The organism is Saccharopolyspora sp. SCSIO 74807, from assembly GCF_037023755.1.
Lineage (GTDB): Bacteria > Actinomycetota > Actinomycetes > Mycobacteriales > Pseudonocardiaceae > Saccharopolyspora_C > Saccharopolyspora_C galaxeae.
In genome coordinates this window covers 793,839-811,385 of sequence record NZ_CP146100.1, presented here as the reverse complement: position 1 = coordinate 811,385, position 17,547 = coordinate 793,839, and the positions used below count along the sequence as shown (strand labels likewise).

Annotated in this window: 1 protein-coding gene (cut by both window edges); it reads left to right on the top strand. The window is 71.8% G+C overall.

This entire window lies inside a single protein-coding gene on the top strand: locus tag V1457_RS03515, encoding a hypothetical protein (protein WP_338600136.1). The 48,141-nt coding sequence extends 16,269 nt beyond the window's left edge and 14,325 nt beyond its right edge, so the window shows coding positions 16,270-33,816 — codons 5,424 (complete) to 11,272 (complete); the first complete codon in view begins at position 1. Both the start codon and the stop codon lie outside the window.

The following is a 17,547-nucleotide window of genomic DNA, read 5'->3' as shown; positions in this document are numbered from 1 at the left end:
GAGCGGGCGTCGCTGGTCGGCGAGATGTCCGGCTTGGCCGGTGCGGTGCAGCGGCGACTGTCGACGTTGCCCGCGCAGTTGTTCCCCGAGGTGCGCGAGCAGGTCGCGTCCTGGCCGGACGCAACGAGCCGCGGGGTGTTCAACAACCTCCCGGCGGACGCGCTCCGCGCGATGGTGCGAGAGACCCGTGGCTTGCTGGAGCGCCTGAGCGGGGAATCGGCGGACCAGCGGGGTTCCACCGCTGATAACGGCGCGAGCTCCGGCCCGGGCACGGCTGCGAACCCGGGCGAGGCTGCGAACCCGGGCGAGGCTTCGCACGCGCCGTCCGTCCCGCTCGTCTCGCAGTCCGACCGGGCGCGGTTCGCCTCCGGCATCGGCACCCTGATCGGCCAGGTGCGCCGGAACCTGGCCGTGCTGCCGCCGTCCGCGCTTCCCCGGGTGCGCGCGCAGGTCTCCGCGTGGCCCGCCCAGGTGCAGCCCGGCATGTTCGACCGGCTGAGCCTCGACGAGCTGCGCAAGTTCGAACGCAGGGCGCAGCGCGTCCTGCGCGAGGTGCGCGCGGAACGCGGCGCGCAGGTCGGCGAGATCTTCCGCCAGGCGCAGCAGGAGCGGAACCACTCCGGTGCGGCGTCCCCGGGCTTCCACCGGCACGGGCTGCCCGGCGGGGTCAGCTCGCGCCGTGCCGCGGCGCTCGACCTGCCGGTGGTTTTCCGGCTGCCGCAGGAGGGTTTCGCTGCTCGGCTGGATGGGCTGGGGCAGCGGTTGGTGGATGCCGGTGTGCTGGGTTCGTGGTCGCCGGGTCGTGGGTTGCCGGATGCGGCTGATCCGGCGGTGGTTTCCGCGGTTCGGGAGGCGAATGCGCGGGGCGAGTGGGCGATGGTCGCCGATGGTTCCGGTGCGGTGCGGTTGGTGCCGCCGCCGTTGCGGCCGGGTCACGATGCTCGTGCGTGGTCGGATTTCGCCGGGGTGCTCGACGAAGTCCGGGCCGCGGGCGGACGCACCGAGAACGTCCCCGGCAGCGTCGGGATCGGCTTCACCCAGCCGGTCACGCCCGCCGTCGACCTGCCGGTGGTTTTCCGGCTGCCGCAGGAGGGTTTCGCTGCTCGGCTGGATGGGCTGGGGCAGCGGTTGGTGGATGCCGGTGTGCTGGGTTCGTGGTCGCCGGGTCGTGGGTTGCCGGATGCGGCTGATCCGGCGGTGGTTTCCGCGGTTCGGGAGGCGAATGCGCGGGGCGAGTGGGCGATGGTCGCCGATGGTTCCGGTGCGGTGCGGTTGGTGCCGCCGCCGTTGCGGCCGGGTCACGATGCTCGTGCGTGGTCCGGTTTCACCAAGGCGCTCGACGAGGTTCAGGCCGCGGGCGGACATGTCGAGAACATCCCTGCGAGCGCGCGGGAAGGCTTCTCGCGCCCGCCGCTGACCCCGCCCGAACACACCCGGCTGGCGCAGCTGGCCAAGGCGTTCGAGCCGGTGCTGTTCCATCTGGGCAACCAGTCCGGCGGCGCTGCACGCGGGCTCAACGCGGTGGGTCCGAACCCGTTGCCGCCGGACCCCGCTGCGGTGACTTCGCCCGGCGATGTCCGCGGGCTGAACGGGGGCCCGCATGATGCGCTGGACTTCCGGCACGTCACGGGCTCCGGCAACGATCGAGTCGAGTTCCGCCAGCTGTCGGCGAGCCTGGATCCGGGCGTGCGGCAGGCGCAGGCGGAGTTGAGCGCGGCACTGCTGGCGGCGGCCAAGGACCGCTCCATCCACGCGCGGCTGGACGAACTGCTGGCCGAACCGCTGCTGCTGCGCGGCGGCCCCGCCGACTTGGCGCAGCTGCTGAACCTGCTGGAACTGCTGCCGTTGAGCCCGCACGCGCAGGAGCAGCTCGTCCGGCTGTTCGCCGCGACCGACCCGTGGCTGGACGACGGCGGGAACGACCCGGCAGCTCGCGCGCAGAGCGTGGGCCTGCCGGGCGGCAGGGGGTTGCTGTTCCCTGGCGAGGCCTACTCGGTGCAGGACGCCGCGCGGGTGGCGCGGACCGTGCGCAGCCACCCGGACGCGGATCTGGTGCTGGCCGGCCTGACACCCGGCGGGGACCGGGTCCGGCTCTGGAACGGCACGACCGTGCCCGGCGACGTCTTCGCCCGGATGCTCGCCGATCAGGGCATCGGACGGGACCGGCCGGTGGTGCTGGCCACCCTGGCCAGACCGGCCGGAACCGGGTTCGTGCAGCAGTTGGCCCACGTTTTCGACCAGCCGGTGCTGGCCGCGGCGAACGTGGTGCCCCGGGCGGGTCAGCTCACCGCGTCCCGGCCGGTCGCTGACGGCAACGGACGAGTGCGGTTCGTGCCGGACCCGCAGGGCTGGGTCCGGTATTCGGCGAACGAGCAGGTACCCACCGGCAAGACCGCGCTCACCGAACTCGGCCCGGACGACCTCGGCCTGCGCGGGCCCGCCGAGGCGATGGAACTCGACGATCGGCCCGCGTCCGAGCACAGCGCCTTCGACAGCGAGCGGGCCGCGGACGAATTCCTGAACCTTCCGGAGAGTCCCGCTGCTCCGACGCTGGACGAGGACGGCGACATCTCGATGGACTCCGGTCCGTCCGCGGACGAATCCGGCTCGTCCGATGGCGGCTCGCCGACTTCGGCGGCCCGGCCGGACGATGTCGGCCGGACCCCCGTCGACCAGCCCGCCGACCTGCGACCGGAGCGGGAGGCGCCGGTCGAGGACCGCTCGTGGCGGTATTCCGAGCAGCGCACGGCGCGCTGGTTCGAGCCGCTGTCCGATCCGCTGCACCCCGAGTCCTGGGAGCATCTGCGGCAACCGATCCCGGACGGCACGGTGCACATCGAACGGCTGCTCCCGCAGATGAGCAGCGATCGGGTCGAGAACTCGAACGCGCCGGGCACGCACATCAGGTCGTGGAACGTCAGGGGGCCAGCCCACTACGACTGGCGGCGCATCGAGGTGCAGCCGGGCCGGTTCGTGCAGGAGCTCACGTTCAAGGCGCACCTGCGCGAAACCGAGTTCCTGCAGACGTACCGGACTGCGAGCGAGCAGGACGATGTGCAGGCGGCGTCGCAGGAATTGACGGCGGGACTGCTCGAAATGGAGGCCGACTGGGCGGAGCAGAGCAACCTGCCCGGAACTCCGGCCGCGGTCATCGCGCGCGCGGCGGCCGCTGATGCCCGGCAGCTGGCGGACCAGCTGCGGCAGCGGGCGGATTCGTCGGCGGCCGAGCTGGCGGCCAAGCAGCAGCAGGTCGACGGGCTCAAGCAGCGTGCGCTGGAAGGCGTCGCGGACCGGTACAACAGGGGCTACCGGATGGCGCAATCCGGTGACCAGTTCCACTTGCGGCTGGAGTGGGCCGACGATCCGGCGCGGGCACACCAGTCGATCACGGTCACCGACGGCGGGGCGTTCAACCAGTCCAACTGGCAGATCGAGCGCCTACCGGAGACCTACGCGCACGAGGTCGGGCACTGGGCCGGACTGACCGACGAGTACAGCCGCGAGGCCGGTTTCGAACTGCGGCGCAGGCGGGCCGCGCCCTACGACTACCAGCGCGTCGAAGTGCAGCCGGGCCGGTTCGCGCAGCAGTTCACGGTCAAGGCGCACCTGCGTTCCGATGCGTTCCTCGCGGCGGCGCGCGAGCAGGCCGCGCACGACGACGCGCAGGCCACCACGCAGTTGATGACGTCGCTGTTCAACGAGTCCGATGCCGACTCGCTCCCACCGGGCTCGGCGCCGGAAGTCGTGGCCGCCGCGCGCGGGGCGGCCGCCGATGCCCGGCAGCTCGCGGACCAGCTGCGGCAGCGGGCGAACTCGTCGGCGGCCGAGTTGGCGGCCAAGGAGCAGCAGCTCGACGGGCTCAAGCAGCGTGCCCAGCAGGGTGTCGCGAGCCTGCTGAACCGGCAGCCCGCCGGTGATCAGGTGCGGCTGGAGTTCGTCGACGATCCGGCGCAGGCGCACCTGGCCATCGATCCGACGGACGGCAGGCCGATGAACCGGCTGGACTGGGACGTCAACGCCGACCCGGCCGGATACGCCGAGCAGGTCGCCCGGCAGCTCGGCGTGCCCGACGAGGCGATCACCGCGCAGGGCATCGACCTCAGCCGCAGGCGGACTCCGGACGGCCCCGGTTTCCTGCCGGAATACCGGATCCGGGTGCACCTGGACGCCGAGCCGTACCTGGCCCAGTACCGCGAGCAGGCCACTGCGGCCGCCGAGCGGGCAGCGGCGGACGAGCAGCGGGCCGCGCAGCAACAGCAGTACGCACAGGCACTCGCCTCGATGGTGACCGGCGATGCTTCGGTCGACTTGTTGATCAGCGTGGCCGACGCGCAGACCGATGCTTCCGCCGCTCAAGTGCAGGCCGAGCAGTCGCGCGAGTTGGCCGATCAAGCGCAGTGGGAACTCACCGACGCCATCGGGCAGGTCGACGGGCTGCGCGACCGCGCGGCGCGCGGGACGGAGAACTTCTTCCGCCCCGAGCGGATGCATCCCGACGCGCGGTATTTCGCGAAGCTGGAGTTCACCGACGATCCCGCGCAGGCGCACCTGTCCCGCCGGGTGCGCGGTGACGCGATGCTGATCGACGAGGATTGGGGGATCGGCGAGAACGACCGGGGCATCGGCTTGAAGGTCGCCGGGCACCTCTCGCCCGGGTTCGCGGCCGAGCTGATCTCCGGTGATGCCAGCGGTGTGCGGGATCTCCCGCTGGATGTGCGGTTGGCGGTGACCCGGCAGGATCAACCCACCGGCCGGGACCACGAAACCGGTGTTCGACACCAGGCGCGGAACAACCATTTCAGCGGCGACTCCCTGATGGACCTGAACGGGGCGTTCCTGCCCCGGCACCTGTGGCAGATCGAGCAGTTCGCCAGGGACCAGGGAATGCGCCCGGACGCGGTGATTCCGGGGCCGCAGCGGGTGGCGCGGCGGCTGGCCCACCTGATGTCGCAGCGCCCGCGGGGCAACGACGAGTTGTACGGCGAGCTGGCCCGGCTCGGCCAGGACCCCGCGGCGTACGAAGCGGTCCGGGCCGCTTTCCTGGACGACACCGGCCAGTCGCTGGACACGGCGCTGCACGACGCGCTCGAGAACCGGTCCTTCGAGCGCGCGCTGCAAAACCTCGGGATGAGCAACGTCTTCAGCGCGCAGCCCGAGGAACCCGGCAACGGCGGTGGACTGATCACCGGTACCCAGCAGGCCCCGCCGGGCGAGGTGCACCGGGCCGACCCGGAGCAGCTCGGGTCGCAGGAAGGCGATCGGGTTCAGCTGCCCGGCGACGCCCGCGAACACGCCCGGTTGACTTCCCGACTGGCGGGTCTGACCGGCGCGCTGTCCCGGCACCTGGCGGTGCTGCCGGGACAGTTCTTCCCCGGTCTGCGCGAGCAGGTCGCCACCTGGCAGGAGGCAGCGGAACGCGGCACGTTCAGCAGAACGCCCACGAGCCGGCTGCGGACGATGGTGGACGGCGCGCACGGCTTGCACGAGCAGGTGGCCGCGCAACGTTCCCAGCAGATCGCGCATATCCACCGCGAGGCCGCGAACACTCGCGCGCAGTTGGGCGAAGTATCGCCGCAGTTCTACCGCGACGGTGTCCCCGGCGGGGTCAGCTCCCGCCCGGACGTGCAGTTCGGTTTCGAGGTGGAGTTCCAGGTCGACAGCGCGGACTTCGACCAGAAGGTGAACGAGCTCGGCAACGAGCTCGCCGAGCGCGACCTCACGAACTGGGAAGACGAGCAGGGCTTGCTCGAGTCCGGGGACGCGGAGGTGGAGGAAGCCCACCGCGAGGGCAAGTGGGCGATGCTCACCGAAACCTCGGACCTCGATGCGGTGGAGCTGGTCTCGCCGGTCCTGACTCCCGGTGCCGAACCCCGGGCCTGGGAGAACTTCGGCGACGTCATGGACCTGGTCTGGGATGCCGACGGGTATGCCGAGAACATGGGCGGCCACGTCAACGTGAGCTCCACCGAAATGTTGACGCCGCCCGAATACCTGCGGCTCGCGCGGCTGGGCAAGGTGTTCGAGTCGGTGCTGTACCGGCTGGGCAACTACCCGAACCACGCGAACCAGCGGCCGATCAAGCTGGTGGGGCCGAACCCGCTGCCGCCCGATCCTTCGGCGGTGTCCTCGTTCGAGGACGTGCGCAAGCTCAGCCGCGGCAAGTTCGACGCCCTGAACTTCCAGCACGTCGGGCCGGACTCCGCTGCGCACCGGGTGGAGTTCCGGTTCTGGGCCGGCAGCGTCGACAAGGGCGTGTGGCAGGCGCACGCCGAGTTGAGCGCGGCGATGCTCGCGGCGGCCAAGGATCCGTCGATCGATGCGCAGCTCGAGCAGCTGCTGGCCGATCCGCTGCTGCTCGGCCACTCGCCCGCCGGGTTGCCGCAGCTGGCGCAGTTGCTGGGCCTGCTGCCGATGAGTCCGCAGTCGCAGCAGCAGGCGGTGGAGCTGTTCGCGGCGACCGACCCGTGGAAGGGCGACGGCAACAGCGACTTCCGCTTGCGGTCCCAGACGGTCGGATTGCCCGGGGACCGCGGGTTGTACTTCCCGGCCGCGGGCCAGCCGGTCGCCACGGCCGTGCAGGTGGCGCAGACCGCGCAGAGTCACCCGGGTGCCGACCTGGTGCTGGCCGACCTGGCAGCGGGTACCGACCGGATCGGCCTCTGGAACGGCAGAACGCTGGACGGCAACCTGTTCGCCGGAAACATCCGCTACCGGGGGATCGGCCACGGCAAGCCGGTGGTGCTGGCCATGTCCGGCGCTGCGCGGACCAATTGGTTCCCCGGTTTCACCGACTCCTTCGACACGGTGCTGACCGCACCGCGGCCGGCGTTCACCGCGGACGGTCGCCTCGTGGCGGTCCGGCACACCGTCGGTCCGGACGGCCGGGTACGGGTCGAGCAGGACCCGCAGGGCTGGGTGCAGCATTCCGCGGCAGGCTCGGTCGCCACCGGGGAAGCCGACCTGAACCGCGCGCTCGCTTCGCTCGATCCGCGAGGTGACGAGAAGGAGCAGCTGGCTTCCCGAATCGACGACTCGTTGCAACGGGCCCAGCAGTACCTGAACGCATTGCCCGGCGATGCGTTGCCGCAACAGCGCGGGCAGATCATGCAATGGGCAACGGCGCGCAACGCCATCCTCGAGCGCACCGAAGCCGATGCGCTGCGCGGCTACGAACGCTCCGCCGGCGAGTTGCTGCACCAAGCGCGCGCGAGCTGGGCCGAGAAGGTGCACGCCGACGCCAGACAGCGCGTCGCGGCCGGACAGCCCGCGGTCATCTTCCACGCGGACGGGTTGCCCGGTGCTGCCACCGGCCGGGAGGACGTGCGGCTCGGGTTCGAGGTGGAGTACCAGCTGCCCGCTGAGCGCTTCGACGATCGTGCCGAAGCATTGGCGCAGCACCTGCACCGCGAGGGCTTCATCGAGCGGGAGGACGGCGAACCGGCGCTGCTGGACGCCGAAGACGAGGTGGTCGGCGAGCGGCTGGAGCAGGACTCCTGGGTGCTGGTCGAAGGGGCCTCGGAGGAGAACACCGTCGAGGTGGTCTCCCCGGTGCTGCGGCCCGGCGACGACCCCGGGACGTGGAACTGGGTCGCCAAGCTGCTGGACATCGGCGGGCAGGCGCGCGGAAACCCCGCGAACAGCGGCGGGCACGTCAACGTCAGCCTCGCTGGCGGGATGACACCCGGCGAGTACGGGCAACTCGCCCAACTGGGCAAGGCCTTCGAGCCGCTGCTGTTCCGGCTCGGCAACAACCCGCGCGGGCTGGAACACCGGTCGTTGACCTTCACCGGACCGAACCCGCTGCCACCGGATCCGTCCGAGGTGCGCACCTGGGCCGATGTCACGGCGCTGAGCCGGAACAAGCACGACGCCATCAACTTCCACCACGTGCACGGCACGCCTGATGACCGCGTGGAGTTCCGGTTCTGGGCGGCCAGCCTCGATCCGGGCGTGTGGCAGGTGCACGCCGAGATCAGCGCGGCGATGCTGCTGGCCGCGAAGGACCCGTCGATCCGGGCGAAACTGGCCGAGCTGCTGACCGAACCGCCGCTGCTGGGCAGGGGGGACGTCGACCAGCCGCGGCTGCTGATGGACTTCCTGGACCTGGTTCCGCTGAGCCCCGCGGCGCAGCAGCAGGTGGTGGAGCTGTTCGCGAGCACGGACCCGTGGCGGCCCACCGGCGGCAACGACGAACACTTCCGCGCGAGCACGCTGAGCATCGGCACCGACGGGCTGTTCTACCCGCGGCAGCGGTACTCGGTATCTGCGGCGGTGCAAGTGGCCCGGACGGTGCAGCGCTACCCGGACACGGACCTGGTGCTGGCGGATCTGCGGCCGGGCACCGATCAGGTCGAGCTCTGGAACGGCGATGCCCTGCCCGGCGACCCATTCACCGACGTGATCAGGGAGCGCGGCGTCGGGTTGAACAACCGCACCGTGCTGGCGATTTCCGGGGTGGCGGAGACTCCCTGGTTCCGGCCGATGGTCGAGTCCGGCGGCCAGCCCGTGCTGGCGGCGTCCAAGGTGGCGATGACGCCGGACGGCAGGTTGCTCGCCGTTCGCTCGGCGTTGCGGCAGCAGGACGGCACGGTGCGGTTCGAGCCGGACCCGCAGGGGTGGGTCGAGTACCACCCGGACGGCCGGGCCGTCCCCACCGGCAGGAGCGACCTCGCGCAGCTGATCGACGACGGTCCGCTGGACCCGCAGCGGCTGCCGGCGATGGGTTCCGACGTACCCGCCGAGCCGGGTCCGGCCGTCCCGTTCGGACGCGGGCAGGACCTGACCTCCGCCGAAGTGGACATGGTCGGGTTGTCGCACGCCGCGGATGCGGCCGAGGTCGGGGCCGGTTACCCGCACCGCGCTTCCGGCACCGCCGACGATGCGTTCGCGGGCCGGTCGGTGACGATGGGCGGCGACCCCGGCCGTTCCGCCGCACCGATGTCGCTCGATGACTTCCTGGCCCCTGGCGGATCCGCGCGTCCGGACGACGCGGAGCCGGACGGCAGCTCGCTGGATGCCGAGGGCGAGACCGACCCGGATGTGGCCGGGAGTTCGCTGGACGCCGAGGGCGAGACCGACCCGGACGTGGCCGGGAGTTCGGTGGATGCCGAAGGCGAGACCGATTCCGGCAGGTCCGGCGACTCCTCCCCGGACCCGACGCCGCAGGACCGGGCCCGCGCCCGGATGCATGACGAGCTCTCCGCCAAGGTCGCCCAGCTGCGCAGGGACGTGGCCGCGCTGCCGCCGGACGCGGTGCCGCAGCTGCGGGAGCGCACCGCGATGTGGTCGGGCCTGCTCGGTTCGCTGGCCGGTGCGCCGGTCGCGCACCTGCGCGATCGGTCGCGCGAGCTGGAGGCGCTTGCGGATCAGGCGCGCGGGCTCCGCTCCGCGGCGCTTTCCCAGGAGTTCACCGCGGCCAGGCATGCCGCCCAGCGCCACCAATCGCCGCTGGTGTTCCGACGGGACGGCATCCCCGGCGGCGTGAGTTCGCGGACCGACCTCAAGGCCGGATTCGAAGTCGAGTTCCAGCTGCCCGGGCGCGGGTTCGAAGCGCGGGCGCGCAGGCTTGTGGCGCAGCTGCGCAACCTCGGATTCCTCGGGGAGCAGACGGACCTGCTGGACGCGGGCAGCACGCGGGTCGGCGCGGCGCACGAGGCGGGCAAATCCGCCCTGGTGCGCGAGGAGTCCGATCTGAACACCGCCGAGCTGGTCACGGAGATCATGCGGCCCGGGCAGAACCCGGGAACCTGGGCGAAATTCGCCGACATTCTCGGGCACGTGCGCGCCGAATCGGGCGACGCCGCGATCACCGGCGGGCACATCAACCTCAGCTTCGACGCGCAGTTGACGCCGCAGCAGTACGTGCGGCTGGCGCAGCTGCAGAAGAGCTTCGAGTCGCTGACCTACCGGCTGGGCAACCACCCGAACGGCCGCCGCGCGCGGGTCATGGACTACGTCGGGCCGAACCCGCTGCCGATGAACCCGGCCGAGGTCACCTCGTACTCCGACCTGCGGATGCTAAACCGCGGCAAGCACGACGCGATCAACTTCGCGCACCTCGAGGGCACCGGCTCCGACCGGGTCGAGTTCCGGTTCTGGGCGGGCAGCCTGGACCCGGCGGAATGGCAGGTGCGCACCGAGATCAGTGCGGCGATGCTCGCGGCAGCGCAAGACCCGTCGATCTACCCGCGGCTGAACGAGCTGATGACCGATCCCGGGCTGCTCGGCATGGGCGGCGCGGAACTGCCCGAGCTGCAGAACTTCCTGGAGTTGCTGCCGCTGAGCCCGGAGGCGCAGCGGCAGGCCGTGCGGCTGCTGGCGTGGACCGAACCGTGGGAGGGCACCAGCGGCAGCGACTTCTACGGCCGTGCGAACAGCGTGACGATGCCGAGTGCGGGCGGGGTGTACCTGCCGTACTTCGAGCAGCCGGTGCCAGACGTCATGCAGGCCGTCGCGGGACTGCCGCGGTTCCCGAACACCGACCTCGTGGTGGCGCACCCGGAAGACGGCGACCCCAGCACGTTCGAACGCTGGGACGGCGAGACGCTCGACGGCGACGAACTCGTGGACGTGATCACGAACCGCGACGTCGGCAACGGCAAGGCCGTGGTGCTGGCGATCCCCGGGCTGCTCAACGAGGACTCCAACGCCGGTTACGCCGATCCGGGCGCGCCGAACCCGTTCGCGGCGGATGTGGAAGCGGACTGGCTCGACTCGCTGACCTTCCGCACGAAGGCCCCGATCTACGTCGCGGCCAACGTGGTCCAGACCCCGGACGGGCGGCTGCTGGCGGGCAAGAACGTGCCGATGCCGGACGGCACCCTGCGGTTCCAGCCGGACCCGCGCGGCTGGGTCCGGTTCCAGCAGAAGACCTCCGCCTCCCGCGGCGAGACCGATCTCGCGCGGATGCTGGCGGCGGACGCGCCGGTGATCCAGCAGTTCGTGGATGCGCAGCCGGCCCTCGTGGACCCGCGCGACGAGAACTCCAGCAGCGACGGCGAGTACAGCGACAGCGATGTCGACATGGACGGCCGGTCCGATTCCGGCAGCGAGTCCGGAGCCGCGGCGTACGAGCAGGTACTGACGTTCGAGCCGCAGCAGCCCGCGACCCGGCCGCGGCGGCCGCGCGCGGAGTCGGACGACGAGATGACCGACGCGGACGCGACCGACTCGCACAGCGATGCCGAGATGACCGAGGTGGAGTCGGTCAGCACCGAGGTCGCGTCCGGCGCGGACTCCGCGTCGGCGCACAGCGACGCCGAGATGACCGAGGCGGACGCGCGTTCCGACGCGGACTCGCCGGACCCGGACCGGACCGAGTCCATTGTGGAATCCAGCAGTGCTGAGTCGGTCGGCTCGAGTGCGGACTCCGAGGCGGGACCCGGCCGAACGCGCGGAGCGGAACCTCCGGTCACCGACCCGTCCTGGCGGCACACCCAGGTCACCTCGGCGTCCTGGTTCGATCCGAAAGGCCCGCTCGACCTGGACGCGCTGGACCGGACGCGGCGGCCGATGCCGGACAGCACGGTCGAGACCGAGGACGCCAACCTCAAGATGTCCGGCAACGCGCGCCGGGCGGACGTCGTACACGGACCGGTCCGCTACGACTTCCAGCGCCGCAAGGTCGGCGACGACTGGGTCCAGGAATTCACCTTCAAAGCGCACCTGGAATCGGACGAGCACCTGGCGCCCTACCTGGAGGAGGCCGAGAACCACCGGGCGGCGGCCGACAAGCGGGAAAGGGCGGCGCGGGATGCCGAAGCGGCGGCCGGGCTGCTCGAACTGTCCACCCCGCAGGGTGATCCCAGCGTGGTGGAGGCGCGCAACCGCGCGGATCGGGCCCGGGAGGAGGCCGACCGGCGCAGCCGGCAGGCCGACGAGGCCGAAGCCGAGCTGCGGCACCAGCGTCAGCGCATCGATGACCTGAAGGACCGCGCGCAGCGCTCGATGGACTCGATGTTCAACCAGGGCTACCGGATGCCGCACTCCGGCGACCTGTTCCACGCGCGGCTGGAGTTCGTCGACGAGGACCAGGCGCACGACTCGATTTCGCTGGTCGAGGGCGACCGGATGAGCCAGGGCACGTGGTCCTTCGACGACCCGGGTACCGGGTACGCGCACGAGGTCGGGCACTACTTCGGCCTGCCGGACGAGTACTTCGAGCGGGCTCGCTTCGAGCGCGGCTCGCGCAAGTACAAGGGACGGCAGGTGCCGGAGTACACCGTGCGGACCCACCTGAACACCGCGCCGTACCTGAAGCCGTACGCCAAGCAGGCCGAGGCCGCCGAGAGGCGGGCGGTCGAGGCCGAGGAGATCGCCGACCTCGACCAGGACGACGTCGTGCGGCTGACCGCCGACCTGATGGACGAGGACAGCGTCGAGACGCCCGACGAGGTGCTCGCTGCCGAGCAGCAGGAGCGGAATTCGCGGGCCGAGGCGGAGCGGCTGCGGGAGGAAGCCGAGCTCGCCAAGCAGGGGCTGCGGAACGAAACCCAGCGCGCTGAAGCCATCCGCGACCGCGCGGCGCGCGGCGTCGCGGACTTGTTCCACCCAGGCCGGATGAAGCGGGACGAGCCGTACTTCGTCAAGCTCGAGTTCGTCGACAGCCCGCAGCAGGCGCACCACCTGGTCGATCTCCAGCGCGAGGAGGTGCACGTTCCGAACAAGTGGAGCGTCGAGGACCCCGGCGGCGTCATCGCGTTGAAGACCGGCAGGCACCTGGGCATGCCAACGACCTTCATGATCGGGCTGCGCAACGGAACGCCGGACGACGCGACCGTCCACCCGGTCGACAACCGCCGGGTGTTCAACCGGATGGACCGGCCTGTCGCCTACGACCACACCACCGGCGTGCCGCACTGGATGCAGAACTCCTACATCGACGGCACGGGGTGGACCGGCGCACCGGGCGATGAGTTCCTGCCCCGGCACATGTGGCGGATCGAGGAGGTAGCGCGTTCCCAGGGGCTGACCCCGGAGGCGATCGTGCCGGGGCCGACGCGCGAGGCGTGGCGGCTGCGCTACCTGCTGTCGAAGGACAACGTCAGCGAGGGCGAGGTGCTCGGAGCGCTGCGCGAGCTGGGCGGGGACCGGGCCAAGGTCGACGCGGTCCGGGAGGCGTTCGGGCAGGAGACCGGCCGATCGCTCGATGCGGCGCTGCACGCCGCGCTCGACGACCGCGGTTTCGAGCGCGCGTTGCAAAATCTGCGCAGCAGCGAGGTCTTCCGCGCCGGGCCGGCGCACACCCCGACGAGCGGCGGCCGTCCGCGGATGCAGCCGAACGCGCTCGACGACACGCCGGAACCGAGTCCGGAACACGTTTCGCAGGCGGAGACGACTCCCCACAAGCAGCACGCGCAGCAACGTCCCGAGCAGGGCGCGGAGGAGCAACCGCGGTCGGAATCGGAGCCCGCCACTTCCGAGACCGCCCAGGTCGAGAGCCCCCGGACCGAGAACTCCGAGATCGGCACTGCCGAGCCCGAGGCCACCGCCGCGGAGGCCAGTACGCCGGAGGCGGCGGCGCCCGCCCCGCATTCCACGCTCGAAGACTTCCTGTCGCCGTCCGAGCCGGTCGCGGAGAACACCACCCGCGAAGCCGACGAGTCCGCGCCGGAGCAAGCGATCGGCATCGAGGCCGCACCCGAGAGCCCGGCCCGTCCGGAGACCCCGGATGACACCCGGGAACCGAATCGCGAGGACTCGGCCCAGCCGGACCCCAGCGCAACGGCTTCCCCGAACCGCGACGAAACGGTTTCGCCGGATCAGGAAGAGACGGTGTCGCGGGACAGCGACCAGACGAGTTCGCCGGACCCCGACGGGGCGGTCGACCGCGATCGCGACGAGACGACCTCGCTGGACGGGACGACTTCGCGGGACGAAGCACCCCGGGACGACCCGGCCCGGCAGGACCCCGACGACCGCGCCGAACGGCCCGATCCCGAGGCGCCGGTCCGCCGCGGCGGCGGCCGGCTGCCGTCCGCCCTGCGCGAAGGACGCGGGTTCGGCCCGGGCGGTCAGCGCCGCCCCATCGAGGAAGCCGACCGCATCGTCGCCGCCGCGTGGAACCTGCTCGGGCGGACGTCGGACGAGCAGGAATCCGCCCGCGTGCGGCGGATCGTGGCGAACGAGTTCGAATCGTTCGTCGGCAGCGGCCGGACCTTGGAGATCGGCGGCGAGCGCGTGCACGTCACGGCCGAGCTGCACCCGGAACGGGCGAGCACCCTGGAGCAGCACAGCGGCGACGCGCCGGTGCGCGAGGCCGGTTGGTCGAACAGCACCGCCGCCAAGGGATCGGTCGGCAGCGCCCCGATGTCCCGGTGGTTCTTCTTCCTGCCGATGGTTCCGGGGTTCTTCGGCATCGGCGCGGTCAACGTCGCGACGGACGTGGCCTACTCGCGCACGGCAGGCCGCAACGACGCGCTGGGCGTGCGGACCAGCGTCGCGCTGCCCGCGAATCCGGAGCACCCGCGGCTCGGCGGTTACCAGGGGATGCGCGCGGCGCGCGTCCCGGCCTCGGTGTCGCTGCGCCGGCTGGACGCGGACGCCACCCGGCCCGGAACGGTCTTCGCGACCCGGGTGCCCGAAGGCCCCGGCGCCGACCCGATCGAGGTCGAGGTGAACGTGCCGGAGGGGCTGGAAGGCGCCGGGCGCGGGGTCGCGATGCCAGCGCGGCTACCGGACTCGGTGCTGGAGGACGCCCGGATCGATGACACCGCGCGCGGCTGGTACCGGGGCAAGTGGCTGCCGCAGCGCGACGGCGCCCCGGCCGCCATGCACGAGCAGGTCGCCGCGCACCTGGGCGAACTCACCGCACGTGGGCGCGAGGCGTTGCGGGACTTCCTCAGCCCGGAAAAGCTCAAGCAGAACCTGCCCGCGATGACGGTCACCCCGGCCCAGGCCGCGCGGGGCGAAGGCTGGACGAGCCTGGAAACCCTGCTGCCGCGCGGCAACTGGTTCAAGCGGCTGATCGACCGCGCGCCCAACCAGGTGCAGATGCGCGCCGTGCTCACCGACCTCGCGCACGACCAGATCATCGATGGCGCGCACTTCACCAGGACCACCAGCGATGCGCAGACCGCTACCGATACCGCGCAGGCGGGCCGCGAGGTGGGCGGCTCCTTCGCGGGCGGTCCCGGCCTGGACAGCGGCGCGGCGACCTTCGGCGCCGGACCCGCCGCCTCCGCCGCGCACGGCAGGAGCAACACGCAGGAGCGAAGCCGCGAGACGACCGGCGAAACCACGGACTCCTACACCGGATCGCTGACGCGCTACACCGGTCGCGTGGAGTTCCAGGTCCGCCGGTCCGGGCATCCGCCGATCTCGTTCCCGGACGCCGCGCAGGCCGCGTTCTGGGCGAAGACCGCGGAGGCCGAAGCCGCGGGCATCGGCGAGTCGGCGGTCACCGAGGAACTCACCCAGCGGCACGTCAACGGCGCGGCGACCGGCATCGCGCTGCAGGAGGCGAGCGAGCGGCTCAGCGAGATCCTGCGCAACAGCCTCCCGGAAGTGCCCGGTCACCACCGCTGGAAGTGGCGCGACAGCGAGTACACCACCGCTTTCGACGACCCCGAGCTCGCGGACGGCGTCTCCGCCGGTGCGCAGCGGAAGCTGACCCGCAACGAGCAGATCGACCAGCTGGTCTCGCCGCAGAACCTGCTCAACCGCGAACGGGACATGCTGGCCGGCCAGCCGCTGGTGCTCGAGCTGGTGCCGGAACCCGGGCGGGCGCACGACTACCACGCCGAGCTGCTGATCTCCGCGAAGCTGCACGACGGCGCGCGGGTCACTCCCGAAGCGGACCAGACCGGTACGACGACCGAGAAGCTCTCCGACTCCGAGGGCGGGACGTTCTCCCGCAGCCGGAGCTGGTCGTTCTTCGGCGGCATCGTCTTCCGCGCGTACTCGGCCCTGATCGCGATGGAGATGCTGACCAGCCCGCACGGCGTCACGCACGGCCGGTCGGAGACGACCTCGCTCGGGCGGCAGGCCGGGCATTCCAGCGGTGGCGTCCGCGGCGGGCAGCTGGACGCGGACGGCAACGTGCGCGCCGAGCCGCCGCAGCGGTACCGGGCGCGGGTCGAGTTCGAGGTTTCCGGCCGCTACTGGTCCCGGACGAACGACATGGTCCGGCACCTGACCATCGGCAGCCCCGGCAAGCACGCCCCGGAGTGGCACCAGCTGCCCATCGCGGATCCGACGGCCGCTGCGGACGGCCGCAGGCCGGGCGTCGTCGCCGTCGACGTGGTGCTGGGGCCGGAGGCCGGGACGGTGCTGCGCGATCCGCAGACCGGGCAACTCGGTCTCCAGCAGGCGGACCCGAACGCAGCTGCCGAGCCGGACCCGCCGCGTGCCGCGGACGAGACCGCGAACAGCCCCGACTCCGCGCACCCGCAGCCCGCGCGGCAGCCGCTGCCCGACGTCGAGCCGGTCAACCGGACCGAGCTGCAGGACGTCTCGATCAACCACAGCGACCTGCTGCGCCACGGCCGGACCTCGAAGCTGGACGGCGTGCACCTGCTGTCGGTACGCGGGCTGGAGCACGTGCGCGGATCGCTGCGGTCGCTGCTGCACCGGTCTTCCGGTGATCCGGCTATGAGCTTCCCGGCAGGCGCCAACTCCCGGCTGATCGAGCAGACCGTCTCCGCGAGCGCGCTGCGCCGCGACCGGCGGGCGCTGAGCCGGTTGCAGCGGATCAGCGGACTCGGCTGGACGCGCAGGCTGGCGAACACCGAAGGCACCGCGGCGGTCTCCTACCAGCTGCGCGACGTCAACAAGCACGAAACCGTGTGGCTGCAACCGGAGGAGTCCAGCACCGGCACCAGCACCACCGGTTCCGAGCGCAGCCGCAGCTGGGGCTGGAAGAGCACGATCGAGCCCGCCTTCATGGCGACCAGCGAAACCTCCGGGCACAGCCCCGGCACCACCAGCTACGGCTTCGGGATGCTGTTCAGCACGATCGACGTGCTGAACAACTCCAAGGGCCGCACGGACGGGCACCGCAGCACCATCACCGACGAGCTGGCGATGTCCTCCGAACCGCGCCGGGTGCACGTCATCAGCGCCACCCTGGAAGCCACCCAGGCCGTCGAGACCCGCCGCCGCGGCAAGCTGGACCGCTGGAACCTGTTCAGCTCCCGCGAGGTCGGGCGCGCGGCGGAGCGCTTCGAGCTGCCGAACGCGGTGTGGGCGGTGGTCGACGACCAGCAGCTGCACGAACTCCGCATCCGGCAGGCCGAACAGGACGCGCACCGCGCCGCCGAGGGGCCGGAGCCGCCGCGGCTGCCCGAGCCCGAGTCGCGGCCGGAGCGCGCGGACCTCAGCCCGATCCCGGACGGCCAGGACCTCGGCACCCCGCGCTGGGCGGACGGGGTGATCGAGCCGGTCGACCTGAGCGATCAGCTCAAGCCGCTGCACGACCAGCTGGTGCGGCGCCTCGGCCACGAACGGGCGGACGAGCTGCTTTCCCCGACGTCGCAGGGGACTGCGCACGACAACTACGCCGAAGCCGAGCGCTACCTGTCGCGGATCCAGGCTTCGCTGCGCGATCTG